Origin of the sequence: Microcystis sp. T1-4 (genome assembly GCF_000297435.1) — a bacterium.
In the GTDB taxonomy this organism is placed as follows: Bacteria; Cyanobacteriota; Cyanobacteriia; order Cyanobacteriales; family Microcystaceae; genus Microcystis.
Window position 1 is genome coordinate 1 of sequence record NZ_CAIP01000416.1, and the last position, 13930, is coordinate 13930.

Here is a 13930-nt window from a genome sequence, read left to right on the forward strand (position 1 = left end):
GTTGATTTAACTTCTGGTAGAAAAGGGGCTAAGTCTGGAAAAGGTTTCTCGCCGGTTATGGTTGGACAAAAATGGACTATTGAGCAACTGTCTCAATTGGCAACAGTCCATACTCGCTTTGGTTGGCAAACCTCTAATCTTAGAAAACATTTGCGACTAGAAAAGTCTAAAAATAAAGCAGAACAATCGCCCGAAAGTCATGCTAACGATGGCATTGCTAAGAGGGAGGGAGCATCTCACCTTTGTAACCCCTAAATCAGGTTTTATGTCAAGCTATTTTGAAAGCCTTGCTAGAAACCAGTTTTAGGGACAAGTATAATTACTCACTTGCATAAATGAGATACTCCCAAAGAGGGATATTTATGAAGTGGAATCTGACCTGCGGAATGTTGGATATAATCTAATTATGTACTAAAAACAGGAAATTCATGACAAATATTCACTCGATCATCGGTATATTCCCCTCCAATGAAGAAGCAGACATAGTTGTAAGGTGGTAAACGACGTAAATATGGTGGCTCTACCACAAGACATGGGTTCCGTCAAGGAGATTTAATTTCTTCTCCCAAAGGAATTGATTATGTTAGTGGAGATACCGAAAAACAGCTATCTGTAAGCGATGCCAATGGTCAACGATTGGGACAGATAACTGTTAGTAAGATTCAGTTAATTCGTCGTTCTAACGGTTTAATTGTTTCTCACTAACTTATGTAAAGCCGCCCTCCGTTATCGCTAAAGGGCGGGTTTCAGACCCAGTTTTTCGATGAAAGCCCTGTTACTCTACCCTGAGTTTCCCCAGTCTTTCTGGTCTTACGATCGCTTTATGGAAATCGCGGGACTGAAAGCCACCATTCCACCCCTCGGCATCATTACTGTCGCCGCCCTCCTCCCCCAAAACTGGGAGATTCGATTTTATGATCGCAACGTCAATCCTGAAACAGAAGCCGATTGGGAGTGGTGTGAGTTGGTTATCCTCTCTGCCATGTTGGTCCAGAAGCCAGATTTTCAAGCTCTGATTCAAAAAGCCGTGCAGTTAGGCAAAAAAGTCGCCGTTGGCGGTCCCTACCCCACCTCTGTCCCCCAGGATGCCCTGGATTCTGGAGCGGACTATCTCATTTTGGATGAGGGAGAGTTAACCGTTCCCCTGTTTTTGGAGGCGATCGCTCAAGGTCAAAGCCAGGGAATTTTCCGCTCTGGGGACAAACCAGACGTGACCCTCAGCCCCATCCCCCGCTTCGACCTGCTTCAGCGAGACGATTACTTAATGATGGCAGTGCAATTCTCTCGCGGCTGTCCTTTTAACTGCGAATTTTGCGACATTATTTCCCTCTACGGGCGCAAATCTCGTACTAAAGAGCCGAGTCAGATTTTAGCAGAATTGCAGACTCTCTACGACCTAGGCTGGCGCGGTTCGTTGTTCATCGTCGATGACAACTTTATTGGCAATCAGCGCAACGTCAAACGCTTTCTCAGAGACTTGATTCCCTGGATGAAGCAGCACGACTATCCCTTCACCTTTATTACTGAAGCCTCGGTCAATTTGGCAGAGGATGATGAATTGTTAAGCCTGATGGCTGAGGCGGGGTTTTATTCTGTCTTTCTGGGGATTGAAACTCCTGACCAAGATAGTCTGCAAGTGACGCGCAAACTGCAAAATACTCGCAATCCACTGGTGGAAGCCTGTCGTAAGATTAATGCAGCCGGTTTGCTAATCTATGCTGGATTTATCTTGGGGTTTGATGGAGAGCGCTCTGGTGCGGGGGAAAGGATTCAAGCCTTTGTGGAAGAAACCAGTATTCCTCAGCCCATGTTAGGCATCCTCCAGGCTCCGCCCAACACGGCGCTCTGGAATCGTCTCAAACGGGAACAGCGTTTAGTTGAGGGTGACAGCATCCATCCGACGGGAGATCAGAATAGCTTGATGAATTTTATCCCCACCCGCCCGATTGCCGAAATTGCCAGAGAGTATGTCGAAGGCTTCTGGACGCTGTACGAACCCAGCCACTATCTCCGACGCTGTTTCCAACAATGTCTCGGTCTGGGTTTGCAGTCAAAACACAAGCAAACCATGCAATTTCCCGTGGGGAAGGGGTTACGGCTGATTACCCAGTTAATCTGGCATCAGGGTATCCGCCGAGCGGACATTCGGGGACAGTTTTGGCGGCAATTATGGACGATTTTGCGGAAAAAGCCCCAAGTTCTCAATCTGTATTTAGGTCTGTGCGCGGCGGGAGAACATTTTTGGGAGTACCGGGCCTTAGCCAGAGAACGGATTACTCAACAACTAGGCTACGATCCCTTAGAAGTTTCTGGTCGTCCCAACCAGAACTCATTCTGACTCGATAGGGAGGATTGGATTGTATGGTCAAGAGATCGCTCCAGGCTTCCCCTTCGGGAATTAAACAGGCTAAACGAGCCTTTGCGCTCAAGGGGTGGACTCAGGAAAATCTAGCAGGGGAAGTGAACTTAAAGACCCGCCAGCCGATTTGGCGGTTTTTCACAGGGAAACCCGTTGATCGCCAGGTTTTCCTGGAAATTTGTTCGATTCTGGATTTGGATTGGCGGGAGATTGCCCTCGCTCCGCCCGCAGAATTTCCTGAACCAGGAGAACTGGCGAAAACTAATATTGATGCTCTGGTGCAAGAGGTGCGAGCGCAACGCCTGGACACCATCCAAAACCAGTGCGGCATCTTGCAGTTACTAGACATCAGCCATCCAGTCAACATTGATGACATCTATGTGGATGTCAATATTTTGGCGGAAATTGCCAGTCAACAGTGGGTGGAGATTGCCGATTGGCAAAACTTGGGTCCCGCTGAATTCGATCGCGTCGGCTTGGGAGAGGTTGAGCAGAAGCAAATACCCGGAATGCAGGCTGTTGAAACTTACTCAAAGCTCAGAGTTTTGGGGAGACCGGGGGTTGGCAAAACGACCTTTTTGCAACATCTGGCGATTCAGTGCAACCAAGGCGAGTTTGCGGCGAATCAAGTGCCGATTTTTATCTTATTGAGAGAATTTGCCGAGGAGTCCAGGCCCAGTGGTGAATTTAGCCTGTTCAACTACATCGGTCAGGCATTGCTCACCTCGGGAATTTCCAACCCGTCTGTGCTGGAAACCTTACTGCAAGCGGGCAGAGTCCTGCTGTTGCTCGATGGCATGGATGAAGTTCTCAACCAGGACATTACAGCAGTTCTGAGAGAAATTCGCCAATTCTCAGAAAAGTATCATCGCAATCGATTTGTAGTAACCTGTCGCACCGCTGCCCAAAAACTCCAGATTCGAGGTTTCACTGATGTAGAAATTGCCCCCTTTACCCAGGCACAAATCAGCACCTTCGCGCAAAAGTGGTTTGTGGCACTGGGCAAAACGACTGCTCAAGCGGGGCAGGAGCAGTCGGCTCAGTTTATGCAGAAGTTGGACTTGCCGGAAAACTGGCAATTTCGGCAACTGGTGGTGACACCTCTGTTTCTGCATCTCGCCTGCTGGGTGTTTCAGGGTCAAGGGAAATTTCCGAGCAAGCGGGCTGAGTTTTATAAACAAGGGCTGGATTTGCTGCTGGGTAAATGGGATGAAGCTCGAGGAGTCGAACGCGATCAGGTTTACCGGGGGTTTTTATTGCCCCAAAAATTGAGGCTGTTGAGCCAGCTTGCAGCAGTGACTTTTGAACAGGGGCAGTATTTTTTTGAGCAACGCACGATTGAGCAATACATTGGCGACTATTTGCGGAATTTGCCAGGTGCAACCCTAGAAGCAGAGGAACTCCAACTCGAAAGCGAAGCCATGCTGAAAGCGATCGAGGCACAGCATGGAATCCTCACAGAACGGGCGCGAGGCATTTTTTCATTTTCTTATCTGGCATTTCAAGAATACTTCACGGCTCGAAAAATAGTTGCCAGCCATAATTTGCAGGCATTAGAACAAGCACTGGGAGGGTTGGTGAGTCACATCACCGATTCCCACTGGCGCGAAGTCTTCTTGTTAACGGCTGCCATGTTGCGAAGTGCAGATGCGCTGGTGCAGTTGATGAAGCAACAAATTGATGCCTTAGTCGCGCAAGACTCCTATCTGCAAGAGTTTTTGAGTTGGGCCAGCCAAAAATCCCAGCAGCTCCCAGACGAACCCAAAGTGGCGACCGCACGCGCATTTTACCTTGCCCTTGCCCAAAGCCCACATACGGCAGATCGCTTTGCCTTAGCCAGCACGCTCGATCAGGGGATGTTGTTAGACGCGGCGTTGGAGAACTTGCTGGTAGAGTTTGCCATCGACCACAGTCAGGATTTTGCATACGTCAATGCTTGTAGCGAGGCACTCAACAACATTCTGGTGATGGTTCTGGATGCTGGATTTTATAAGTCTTTGCAACAATTGAGAGACCAACTGCCACCTCCGAGTCAAAACCTGGAACGGCTTCAGCACTGGTGGCAGAAAAACTATTCTGCCTGGGTGGAACAGTTGCGGGGTGCGATCGCCAATTATCGCAATATTCATCATCCCTGGCAGTTTACGACTGACCAACAGCAGATGCTCCAACGCTACTATGATGCCAATCAACTCCTGATCGATTGTTTGAATAGTAACTGCGAAATAACAGCCGCAATCCGGCAAGAAATTGAAGCCACGTTGCTGTTACCTCAAAAGGACTTGGAAGATCGGGAATGGCAAGGAGATTAAATTGATAGACCACTCATTTGGATTTTACGGGTTCGCTTTCTTTGGGATCATCCTGGCGCGATACTTTCTCGTGGCTGGGGGAACCTATTTGTTCTTCTATTCGCCCTTGAGTCAGTCCTTTGTCAATCACAACCTGCGGCATTGGTCTCCCTCTTGGCGATCGATTCAACAAGATATCACGCTCTCGGTTCTTTCGGCGGGGGTGTTTGCGCTGGCGGCGGCTTTCATCATGACAGGATACAGTTGGGGCATTACCCGCTTATACAGCCACCCTCAACAGTATGGGCTGTGTTATTTAGGGGTTAGTTATGGCGCTGTGTTGGTTCTCCAGGATGCCTATTTCTATCTCACCCATCGCTTGTTTCACCACCCGTCACTCTTTCGGTGGTTACACCAGGGACATCATCGCTCGCGCTATCCTACCCCGTGGACTTCGTTTGCCTTTGACCCACTAGATGCGATCGTTCAGTCTCTCTTCCTGGTCGGCATTGTCTTTGTCCTTCCCCTGCATTTCATCACGTTAATTGCGGCACTCACCACGATGACGATCTGGGCAGTGTTAAATCATCTTGGGATCGATCGCTTGCCCTCCTCATTTCCCCATCATTGGTTGGGTCGGTGGTTTATTGGTCCTGCCCATCATTCCATTCATCATCGCAAGTACACCGTACATTACGGTCTATATTTCACGTTCTGGGACAAACTCCTCGGAACTCAAGACCCCGATTATGAGCAGAAGTTTGATGAGCGTCTGACGGGTAAAGTCGATGGAGTTTAACTCGTGCATCGCCCGTTACATTTTGTCTCGTATTCAAGCAATTCATACAGACTCAATCAATTCATACATCAAATCAAACAACCATCTATCAGGGTAATAGCAGAAGCAGAATTGTTGACTCGACTCAGGTAAGCAGTTCTCAAATCCAACAAATTCAATAAGGAGACTTCATGAACTTCAACAAAATTATTTTAGTGACAGGTGCTATTGCTGTTAGTACCTTCGTTATAGCACCTGTTCAGGCAGCAACAATTCTTTCCCATTGGACATTTGACGAAACAGGGGGCACTATCGCTGCCGATAGTGTAGGGGGACAAAACGGTATTTTACAGGGGAACGCCACACTTGTGGGTGGAGGAATTTCTGGAAATGCAATTAGCTTGAGTCAAGCCACTAATGACCTTGTTAACATGGGAAACATCTATGGTTTCACCAATAGCAACTTTTCCATTTCAGCTTGGATTAACTCAACGGTACTTAACGATAACTTTGTCGTGGCAAGGCATACAGCAGGGATTGTGTCTGGATATATGGTATTTGTTAATGGTATCAACCTTGGGGAACGGCAATTGACGAAAGCAGGATTCTACGCACCTTTTCCTAACAGGCACGTATTGCATGGCAACACTACAGTAACAGATGGCGACTGGCATCAAATAGCTGTGGTGTACGAGCAAGGTGGAAATTCTTTATTATATGTAGATGGTATCTTGGATGCGATCACTGCCAGTGATCCAATTGGGGCAACCTCGGCTCCTTTCCTAGTTGGAGGAGTTGCTGTAGGCTCTCAACCAACAGGATTGTATACAGGGTTGATTGACGACGTACAAGTATATAGTGGAGCTTTATCGGCTTCGGATATTCAGTTTCTCTATCATAACCCTGGAGTAGCAATTGGAGAATCCTCATCCATCCCCGAACCCTCATCAATTCTAGGAATACTGAGTTTAGGAGTATTAGGAATAGGTGCAGCTTTAAAGCGCAAATCTTGAAGATAGTGCTAGAGGCATTTCCTATAAATGCCTCACCTTGCTTTTTTACAGAGATCATCTAAACAAATTCTAACGATAACTTTCCCTTCTGTGTCGAACTCGCATCACTTTCACAACTTGGTTTTTATCATCAATTTCGTAAATAATTCGATACTCTCCAACTCGAACACGGTAATCTTGTAGGGAGTTTTTCAACTTAAGACATCCAGATGGTCTAGGATTAGTGTTTAAGGCTCTAATGACCGGAATAATACGCTCAAATAAATCAGCAGGTAATTTTCTTAAATCCCGTTCCGCCTGTTTTTCTAGAAGAACTTCATACATCCGTTGAATAATCTTTGAGAAAGTCATCTAGAGAACGAAACTCAAGGGGTTTCTGGCGCATTTCGGCTAAAGCCTTTAAATCTTCAATCGCTTCAATTTGCTCTAACATCTCTTGATAAACCTCAATATCGAGAATAACCGACACTGGTTTCCCATCGCGTAAAACTATTTCAGGGTCTTTAGGCTGAGTTGTCATAATTTAGCTGTTTAGTTAGTATTTATTTCTATTGTAGATTTTAGCAAAGGCCAATTCAAGTTTGAAGTGCACCAGTACCTGACTGACTGAAGAATACCTCAGATGGAGTGCGATAGTCAAGGGCTTTTCGGGGTCGATGGTTGATTAAGTCTGTCACTCGGTCTACCTCAGCTTGTTTGACGATGAGAGAAATTTGTCCCTTTCGGGAAAAACTGCCGCATGAGACCGTTAGTATGCTCGTTGAGTCCTCGCTCCCAAGAATGGTAAGGATTAGCAAAGTAGCATTTAACTCCTAATTGATGTGAGGAGCTTCGTCTTGGTTTTCCTCTCTTGGTGGTACAAGTCAGGTTACCTTGATGAGCCTCCTCATTGGAAGACTACCCTAGTGGTGCACTTCATTTTTGAATCGGCGTTTGGTTGTTTTCGTCTTCCTAAGTCCAAAAATCGAATTTATCACGGCATTGAATCAAGGGGCGGCGCTATTTATTAATAAAAAAAGGTAGTTCTAGTACATCGCCCGTGACATTTTGTGTCGTATTCAAGCAATTCATACAGTTTTAATCAATTCACACATCAAATCAAACAACCATCTATCAGGGTAATAGCAGAAGCAGAATTGTTGACTCGACTCAGGTAAGCAGTTCTCAAATTCTACAAATTCAATAAGGAGACTTCATGAACTTCAACAAAATTATTTTAGTGACAGGTTTAGCGGTTAGTGGAATTGCTTTAAGTGGTGTTTTTGCTCCAGCTCATGCCGCTTTTTTTCAAAATACTTTCGGATTGAGCGACTCTCATTCAACAATTACATTTGGGTCACAGGACTATCCTGACGGCACCACTATCACCAATCAATACCAAAATCAAGGTGTTGTCTTTTCCCCAAATGTGTTTTATTTTTCTAACAATGGTGGTTCTATCGTACCACCCACCCCCCCTGTTTTTGTTGGTGCTGTCGTCACTAACTTTATACCCCATGATGGTACTGTTGCTCCGGTTGTCATATCTTTTACGCAGCCACAAACTGAAGCAGCATTTGCTGTTGGAACACAAAGTGGTACAACAACATATTTTGAAGCTTTTCTAGGCACTAATCTTGTTGATTCATCCGGTGCAACAAATGCCGACTCTTTGTCAAATGACTTCTTCGGATTTAGTGGTATCACATTCGATTCGATAAAAATTTCAGGATCTGTTCGCCTCGTTTTTGCTTTAGATAATATACAACTCCCGACTGCCCCTGTTTCCAGTTCAATTCCTGAACCCTCCTCTATTCTTGGGATTATCGCCTTCGGCACTTTAGGAGCAGGTGCAATTCTCACGCGCAAAATTAAACCATCTAAATCCACTGGAAAAGAACTAGAAAAAGATTCCTAACAATCAGAAAACCCCACAAACGCCCCTTCAATAAGAAAATGAAGGGGTTTATTATTGCCTCAGCCTGAATCGAATGTTGATATTGACCATGCGATGCAACTTCAAGCGATACCGCCGCTCTGTTAATTCCTTGACTGATTATTCCAGTTTTGGTATATTGTTGAATGATCCGAATTTCTAAAAGTATGTCGCGGGAAAAACCCTTGTATTGGGTGGCCTCTGCGAAAAAGGACTACCTGACTTTCCCTGCCGAGGTGCAGGACGATATGGGCTATGCCCTTGGTCTAGCGCAGTTGGGGGGTAAACATCCAAAGGCTAAACCTTGAAAGGGTGAAGGGGCAGGAGTATTTGAGATCGTCGAAGATCATTGAGGCGACACTTATCGAGCGGTCTATACTGTGCGCTTCGCTGAAGTTGTTTACGTTCTGCACGCATTCCAGAAAAAGTCGAAGTCTGGAATCAAGACACCTCAAGAGGATGTAAAGCTTATTGTTGAACGGATGAAACGGGCACAAGCGGATTATGAAAGTAGAGGGACAAAATGAGCTATTTGGAAATTACTCGTGGCACCACAAACGTTTTCGCTGACCTTGGTTATCCAGACGCAACCGAACGGCAAACGAAAACACGCCTAGCCCTGGCCGTTAACGAACTTCTGAAAAGTCGCAAGCTGAAACAGAGGGAGATTGCCATACTGCTTAATATCCCGCAGCCCAAGGTTTCAGCACTAAAAAACTATCGGCTCGATCAATTTTCAGTTGAACGATTGATGGAATTTCTCACGGCATTGAATCAAGACGTCGAGATCGTCATCCGGCCTCGTAGCGATACAAAAGAGGTCGGACATATTTCTGTTCTAGCAGTGCAATAAGAGCAGCAGAGACAAAAAGAGTGGCCTTACCGTCTGTTAAGGGCGGCGCTATTTATTAATAAAAAAAGGTAGTTCTAGTGCATCGCCCGTTACATTTTGTGTCGTATTCAAGCAATTCATACAGACTCAATCAATTCATACAGTAAATCAAACAACCACCCGTTACAGTAATACCAGAAGCAGAATTGTTAGCTCAACTTAGGTAAGCAGTTCTCAAATCCAACAAATTCAATAAGGAGAGCATCATGAGCTTAAAAGATAGAGCCGAGGCAACCGCCAAAAATATCGAAGGTAAAGTTCAAGAAGCAGTAGGAGATCTGACTGGCGATCCCAAAGCTCAAGCAGAGGGCAAGGAAAAACAGGCAGAGGCAAAAGTTCGTCACACTATCGAAGATGTGAAAGATGAAGTCAAAAAAATTATTGATTAGTAGGTCGTTTGTCACAGCAACCGCCATTCAGACAAATGATTGAAACCAGGCTTTCATCGGAACTCTTCCTCAAAAAATGGTTTCTTTCGAGACAGGTGAAACACTAGGACAAGATGGCGTAAATAAACCCAATATTACCAGATATCTAGCTTCTCAAAGAAGTCGAAGATCTCTCCCTCGGTAAACTTACACCGTCAAAGACTAGAAAAATCTTTCTCGAAAGGGTCTAGACAGTAGTTGTTCATCATCCATGTATCATCGATTCATCAAATTCTTTTTGGGAGTTAAAATGATGTCACTTCAACAGATTCGTCGCTTTTTTGTCACCATTATTTTAACTATAATGCTGGCAATTACTATAGCTTTTGATTTTGGAACTACAAATAGTTGGGCTGCAACTTTACCCACCCAATCGCAGACTCAAATCGCAAGCATGAATCGAGCCAAGGCAGTTACGAAAAATATTGAAGGCAAAGCTCAAGAAGCGATTGGCAACATGACAGGCGATCCCAAAGATCAGATGATGGGAAAAGCCAAGCAAGTCGAAAGTCAGGCTCGTAACGCAGCAGAAGATATAAAAGACCAGATGAAGTTAAAAGGGAGGGCAAAAGCAGTCACAAAAAACATTGAAGGCAAAGCTCAAGAAGCGATAGGTAAAGCTACTGGCAACCGCCAAGATCAAGTTGCTGGAAAAGCTAAACAAGTCGAAAGCCAAGTTCGCAATGCAGTAGAAGACGTAAAAGATACGGTTCAAGATATACTCAATTAAGGATCGATGACTGAATTTTCATTACTTTTCTCTAAATCAAGGAGGGAAATATGTTCGATCTCGTTTGGACTGCCGTTGTTATACTTTTCATCCTCTGGGTGTTAGGATTCTCCATTAACATTGGCGGCGGCTTAATCCACCTGCTTTTGGTTTTGGTGCTGATTGGCGTTGTCTACAACTTGTTCATGAGGCGACGGTAATTGTTGATTCTCGAACACAGAAAGGGTCAAAAAATCGGGAAAAAGCAAGAATCAAAGTAGCTAAGATTCAGGCTCGAATCACCGATGGCAGAAAAGACCATTTACATAAGCTAACCACTCAATTAGTTCGTGAAAACCAAACGATTGTAGTTGAGAATTTAGCGGTAAAAGACCTGGTAAAAAACCCCAAGGTAAGCGCATCTTAACAATCCTTGACAAAATGAACTTTATGTGAGTTGCTTGCCCACGATTCAGGCATATTTGAGGAGAATTTGCCATCTCAATTGTTAAGCAAAAATCGACCCATTTGGTCGATTTCGTAACTATTCTGATTGACTGGTATCACTTGAAATGCCCACGCAGATGACAAAATTGGCCAATTGTCAATAGCGTTTGAGATGCTCTCACCCTGTAAAAAACCCGAAACTAGCTCAAGCTATATCAGATGTTAGTTGGGGAGAAATCACTGGACAATTAGCCTATAAATGCCGTTGGTATGGGAGAAACTATCGGGAAATAGATATAGCATTTCTGATTCACAAGAGGTACATTCCCGAGCCTGAACAGCTTAATCAGCAAAGGTTTAACTGTGCCGCACAGATGCGAGAAACGCTATAGATGGTTTCCTAGTTCAAAACGGTGCAATAATTGTGGGCATATCGTTGAGAAAATGCCGTTAAGTGTCCGAGAATGGGAGTGTCCTGAATGTGGAACTTGCCATGACAGGGATGTTAACGCCAGTAAAAACATTTTGGCCGCAGGGCTTGCGGTATCAGTCTGGGTCGCGAGTGTCAGACCCGAACAGAGTGAGTCTGTGAAGGCAACTGCTAAGAAGCAGAAACCTAGATCGTGAGGTCTAGGAATCACCGTCCCTTTTAGGGCGGTGAGGATGTCAATCCCACCCCCTAAATCCCCCTTAAGGGGTAATTCTATCGTCTCCCCTGAAAGGGGAGATAAGAGAGGAGTGGGGACTGAGGGAGGTGGGGGCTGGTTTGCTCAACCGAACGGTATTGGGTAGGGGAGGTGTGAACGATCATAATTTAATTTTATGTTGTTGTGCTGTTTAGTTATTCAAGGAGTTTTTGTATGGAATCCACAAAAGAGCGCGGGCAATTAATCATCATTGGTGGAGCAGAAGACAAAGAAGGAGATTGTCAAATCTTGCGAGAGTTTGTTCGCTGTGCTGGCGGGACTAAAGCTAAAATTGCCGTGTTAACGGCGGCAACAAGTGAGCCTCGTTCGGCTGGAGAAGCCTATACCCGAGTGTTTGAGCGACTCGGTGTCGAGGATGTATGTGTCCTCGATACCATTCACAGGGAAGATGCCGACGATCCAGAAAACCTGAAAATCATTGAGGAAGCCACAGGAGCGTTTTTTACCGGGGGAGATCAAGCCCTAATCATTGAACACATCAAGGGAACTCAGCTAGATACCTTACTTCACCAACGCAATCGGGAGGGAATGGTGGTAGGTGGGACAAGTGCCGGTGCTGCCATCATGCCCGATCTGATGATTATTGAAGGAGACTCGGAAACCAACCCACGCATGGACGCGATAGAGATGGGTCCGGGAATGGGATTTCTGCACTCAGTGGTGATCGATCAGCATTTTGCCCAGCGCGGACGGCTAGGTCGCCTGATTTCCGCTCTCTTACAGCAGCCAGCTAACTTAGGCTTTGGCATTGACGAAGATACAGCAGTAATTGTGGACGGTGACGAATTTAAAGTGGTGGGGCGTGGGGCTGTAACAGTTGTCGATGAATCAGAAGCAACTTATGATAATTTAGACGAACTGCTCAAAGATGAAGCGATGGCAGTGTGTGGAGTCAGGTTGCACATCTTACCTCAAGGATTCCGCTTTAACTTGAAAACTCGCAAGCCCGTTTTCTCTCGATCAATAGAGTTAAAGGATAGCAATCCTAAAAAGGAGGCAGAAGTTGAAAGGGAGTAGGTCGGAGGGAACAATCAGTGGTGGCTTGTACCCGCCACTGATTGGAGAATTTATTTAGGGTTTGCTGAATAAATCTAAAAACCTTGTTGGGTAAAACTTTTAGACCTTTTGGCCATCAAAAAGTAATGGTTCTGGGAGTGATCGGGGGAAAATTTCCTGGACTTTTTCCCTGAAAATTAGGTAATTGACCCCCTCAAAATCGGTAAAACCCTACACCCCACACCCAACCCCCCCGATGTCGGGGGGGTTGGGGGGGCACACCCTGCCCCCAGGAAAAACTTTTTGCCGCAAACCCTATTTAAATCAGAAAAATATTGACTCTGAGGTCTAAGAATGAATCACGATCGGGATGATGAAACCAATCTTGAGCGGCGACGAGAACTGCTACATGATGAAGAGGCTTTTCGACTTGATCAAGAAGAGAAACGCCTGCGATCTGCCAGACGAAGTAATACCTTAAATTGGATAATTAATAGCATTTTCGGGCTGGCAGGAATAGTGCAAATACTACTGGTAATGAGGTTCTTGCTGCGTTTGTTTGGTGCGAACCCACAAAATCAATTTGCTCAGTTGATTAATCATCTATCTGCACCTTTCATTGCGCCATTTTCCACCTTATTCATTAGTCCTGCTTCATCTGGTGGAGCAAACATATTTGATGTTAATATTGTGATTGCGATCGTAGCCTATGCTCTCTTGAGCTATACTTTGCACGGCTATAACTTGCATTTTTTCCTCAAATCACTCTAGTATTAGATAATGCCCGCTATCAAAAATGTAAAATTGTTGAATAATTGGCTCTTTCTTTGTCAATAGAATTACTCTATCTGCCGTCTTATTGCCTAATCTAAATTTAATTGAAAGCCTGTGGAAATTTGTCAAAAAGAAATGTTTGTATGGTAAATATTATGAAAACTTTTCCGACTTTTCTTCAGCTATTTATGAATGTCTGAATGATGCCTATCTGAAACATAAAAAAGAACTGGATTCCTTGTTCACTCTAGGATTTCAGAAGTTTAATAAATCTCAGATTATGAACGTCTAACCCACCTTCCGCACTTCTTAACATTCAATTGATAATTTTTACTAATACATTGCTTACAACCCTTTGCCAGTAAAGATTGTAGCTACAATGATCGATTTTCATCAAGGTGAAGAATTGTAATTTGTTTTCTCAGAAAAAATCAATTATTGAAAATGTTCTCAATAGTAGTTTCTACAATGAAGCTTTTTCGTCAAAACATCTTGGGGAATGTAAAAATATATAAAGGTATATGAAGATGTGCGGAATGTCGGGTCTAAAGTATATCAGTTATCAGTCATCAGTAATCAGATGTGAGTTTTCAGTTCACAAGGGCCGAATCTAAGTAGGTA

The 13930-nt window shown here is 44.7% G+C and carries 13 protein-coding genes and 7 pseudogenes; 17 read left to right on the forward strand and 3 right to left on the reverse strand.

Features of this window, described 5'->3' with window-relative positions; all coding sequences use genetic code 11:
- From MICAI_RS20325 to MICAI_RS27420, 6 genes and pseudogenes are all read left to right on the forward strand, one after another.
- Positions 1 to 255 (forward strand): annotated as a pseudogene (locus MICAI_RS20325) (hypothetical protein); the annotation flags it as partial.
- A gap of 237 nt (positions 256 to 492) precedes the next feature.
- Positions 493 to 705, forward strand: a pseudogene (locus tag MICAI_RS28015) (hypothetical protein); the annotation flags it as partial.
- A gap of 58 nt (positions 706 to 763) precedes the next feature.
- Positions 764 to 2338, forward strand: coding sequence for a B12-binding domain-containing radical SAM protein (locus MICAI_RS20330; protein ID WP_008206566.1), 1575 nt, complete (start codon positions 764 to 766; stop codon positions 2336 to 2338).
- Between the two features lie 23 nt (positions 2339 to 2361).
- Positions 2362 to 4671: an NACHT domain-containing protein gene (locus MICAI_RS20335; protein WP_008206568.1), complete on the forward strand. Its 2310-nt coding sequence runs from the start codon at positions 2362 to 2364 to the stop codon at positions 4669 to 4671.
- Position 4672: 1 nt separating this feature from the next.
- Positions 4673 to 5449 (forward strand): sterol desaturase family protein, encoded by a 777-nt coding sequence (locus MICAI_RS20340; RefSeq protein ID WP_039900605.1) that lies wholly within the window; start codon positions 4673 to 4675, stop codon positions 5447 to 5449.
- Between the two features lie 170 nt (positions 5450 to 5619).
- Positions 5620 to 6441, forward strand: a complete 822-nt coding sequence (locus MICAI_RS27420) for a LamG domain-containing protein (RefSeq protein ID WP_008206571.1) — start codon at positions 5620 to 5622, stop codon at positions 6439 to 6441.
- Positions 6442 to 6510: 69 nt separating this feature from the next.
- Here MICAI_RS27420 and MICAI_RS20350 read toward each other — a convergent pair whose 3' ends face one another.
- The 3 genes and pseudogenes from MICAI_RS20350 to MICAI_RS27425 form a co-directional block, all read right to left on the reverse strand.
- Entirely contained in the window at positions 6511 to 6765 is a 255-nt protein-coding gene (locus MICAI_RS20350; RefSeq protein WP_012265947.1) for a type II toxin-antitoxin system RelE family toxin, read from the reverse strand.
- Complete coding sequence (locus tag MICAI_RS20355; protein ID WP_004159269.1) at positions 6758 to 6961, reverse strand: type II toxin-antitoxin system Phd/YefM family antitoxin; 204 nt, start codon at positions 6959 to 6961, stop codon at positions 6758 to 6760. Before MICAI_RS20355 ends, MICAI_RS20350 begins: the two co-directional genes overlap by 8 nt.
- 55 nt (positions 6962 to 7016) lie before the next feature.
- A pseudogene (locus MICAI_RS27425) lies at positions 7017 to 7242 on the reverse strand (transposase); the annotation flags it as partial.
- Positions 7243 to 7636: 394 nt separating this feature from the next.
- Between MICAI_RS27425 and MICAI_RS20360 the strand changes: the two are divergent.
- The 11 genes and pseudogenes from MICAI_RS20360 to MICAI_RS25265 all read left to right on the forward strand — a co-directional run.
- Positions 7637 to 8338 (forward strand): hypothetical protein, encoded by a 702-nt coding sequence (locus MICAI_RS20360; protein WP_008206576.1) that lies wholly within the window; start codon positions 7637 to 7639, stop codon positions 8336 to 8338.
- 164 nt (positions 8339 to 8502) lie between these two features.
- Positions 8503 to 8883: pseudogene (locus tag MICAI_RS20365) on the forward strand (type II toxin-antitoxin system RelE/ParE family toxin).
- The gene (locus MICAI_RS20370; RefSeq protein WP_008206581.1) at positions 8880 to 9209 is read left to right on the forward strand and encodes a helix-turn-helix domain-containing protein; all 330 of its coding nucleotides are present in this window, start codon (positions 8880 to 8882) and stop codon (positions 9207 to 9209) included. Before MICAI_RS20365 ends, MICAI_RS20370 begins: the two are co-directional and overlap by 4 nt.
- Positions 9210 to 9454: 245 nt before the next feature.
- Entirely contained in the window at positions 9455 to 9637 is a 183-nt protein-coding gene (locus tag MICAI_RS20375) for a CsbD family protein (RefSeq protein WP_002763229.1), read from the forward strand.
- Between the two features lie 292 nt (positions 9638 to 9929).
- The gene (locus MICAI_RS20380; RefSeq protein WP_002803199.1) at positions 9930 to 10406 is read left to right on the forward strand and encodes a CsbD family protein; all 477 of its coding nucleotides are present in this window, start codon (positions 9930 to 9932) and stop codon (positions 10404 to 10406) included.
- 50 nt (positions 10407 to 10456) lie between these two features.
- Positions 10457 to 10606 carry a lmo0937 family membrane protein gene (locus MICAI_RS26095; protein WP_149978494.1) on the forward strand — a complete coding sequence of 50 codons (150 nt, stop codon included), beginning with the start codon at positions 10457 to 10459 and terminating at the stop codon, positions 10604 to 10606.
- 8 nt (positions 10607 to 10614) lie between these two features.
- A pseudogene (locus MICAI_RS24605) lies at positions 10615 to 10803 on the forward strand (transposase); the annotation flags it as partial.
- A 196-nt stretch (positions 10804 to 10999) separates the two neighbouring features.
- Positions 11000 to 11459, forward strand: a pseudogene (locus MICAI_RS27430) (RNA-guided endonuclease InsQ/TnpB family protein); the annotation flags it as partial.
- Between the two features lie 233 nt (positions 11460 to 11692).
- Positions 11693 to 12556: a cyanophycinase gene (locus tag MICAI_RS20390; RefSeq protein WP_008206587.1), complete on the forward strand. Its 864-nt coding sequence runs from the start codon at positions 11693 to 11695 to the stop codon at positions 12554 to 12556.
- A gap of 333 nt (positions 12557 to 12889) precedes the next feature.
- Complete coding sequence (locus MICAI_RS20395) at positions 12890 to 13306, forward strand: YggT family protein (RefSeq protein WP_039900607.1); 417 nt, start codon at positions 12890 to 12892, stop codon at positions 13304 to 13306.
- A pseudogene (locus MICAI_RS25265) lies at positions 13297 to 13601 on the forward strand (transposase); the annotation flags it as partial. The gene MICAI_RS20395 and the pseudogene MICAI_RS25265, both read left to right, overlap by 10 nt.
- Positions 13602 to 13930 lie beyond the last annotated feature (329 nt).

Coding starts and splice junctions, on each gene's coding strand:
- MICAI_RS20330 (WP_008206566.1), top strand. CDS start 764: ATGAAAGCCCTGTTACTCTACCCTGAGTTTCCCCAGTCTTTCTGGTCT.
- MICAI_RS20335 (WP_008206568.1), top strand. CDS start 2,362: ATGGTCAAGAGATCGCTCCAGGCTTCCCCTTCGGGAATTAAACAGGCT.
- MICAI_RS27420 (WP_008206571.1), top strand. CDS start 5,620: ATGAACTTCAACAAAATTATTTTAGTGACAGGTGCTATTGCTGTTAGT.
- MICAI_RS20350 (WP_012265947.1), bottom strand. CDS start 6,765: ATGTATGAAGTTCTTCTAGAAAAACAGGCGGAACGGGATTTAAGAAAA.
- MICAI_RS20355 (WP_004159269.1), bottom strand. CDS start 6,961: ATGACAACTCAGCCTAAAGACCCTGAAATAGTTTTACGCGATGGGAAA.
- MICAI_RS20360 (WP_008206576.1), top strand. CDS start 7,637: ATGAACTTCAACAAAATTATTTTAGTGACAGGTTTAGCGGTTAGTGGA.
- MICAI_RS20370 (WP_008206581.1), top strand. CDS start 8,880: ATGAGCTATTTGGAAATTACTCGTGGCACCACAAACGTTTTCGCTGAC.
- MICAI_RS20375 (WP_002763229.1), top strand. CDS start 9,455: ATGAGCTTAAAAGATAGAGCCGAGGCAACCGCCAAAAATATCGAAGGT.
- MICAI_RS20380 (WP_002803199.1), top strand. CDS start 9,930: ATGTCACTTCAACAGATTCGTCGCTTTTTTGTCACCATTATTTTAACT.
- MICAI_RS26095 (WP_149978494.1), top strand. CDS start 10,457: ATGTTCGATCTCGTTTGGACTGCCGTTGTTATACTTTTCATCCTCTGG.
- MICAI_RS20390 (WP_008206587.1), top strand. CDS start 11,693: ATGGAATCCACAAAAGAGCGCGGGCAATTAATCATCATTGGTGGAGCA.
- MICAI_RS20395 (WP_039900607.1), top strand. CDS start 12,890: ATGAATCACGATCGGGATGATGAAACCAATCTTGAGCGGCGACGAGAA.